Below are 245 nucleotides of genomic sequence, written 5' to 3' on the forward strand. Positions count from 1 at the left end.
TTTGTATCAATAGTATTTTGATGTCTTTACTATATAAAAATCACCCTGAGGAATTAAGATTATTACTTATCGATCCAAAAATGGTTGAATTAGCTCCTTATAATGGTTTGCCACATTTAGTTGCACCTGCAATTAGTGCGTGTGGCGTTTTAGCAATATCCATAAGTAATGGTTCATTATTAATTCTATACCCCATCGCAACTGTTAATTTAGATTCAGCATTTTTAAAACTTGGAGATTCAATA

Annotated in this window: 1 protein-coding gene and 1 pseudogene; one reads left to right on the forward strand and one right to left on the reverse strand. The window is 31.0% G+C overall.

Annotation, left to right across the window (positions count from 1 at the left end; translation table 11 throughout):
* A pseudogene (locus IDG64_RS14860) lies at window positions 1-137 on the forward strand (FtsK/SpoIIIE domain-containing protein); the annotation flags it as partial.
* Here the strand turns inward: IDG64_RS14860 and IDG64_RS14865 are convergent.
* Window positions 98-196, reverse strand: a complete 99-nt coding sequence (locus IDG64_RS14865; protein WP_431520637.1) for a hypothetical protein — start codon at window positions 194-196, stop codon at window positions 98-100. The pseudogene IDG64_RS14860 and the gene IDG64_RS14865 overlap by 40 nt on opposite strands.
* Between the last annotated feature and the right edge of the window lie 49 nt (window positions 197-245).

Origin of the sequence: Staphylococcus sp. EG-SA-15, from assembly GCF_017151895.1 — a bacterium.
Taxonomy (GTDB): Bacteria; Bacillota; Bacilli; order Staphylococcales; family Staphylococcaceae; genus Staphylococcus; species Staphylococcus aureus.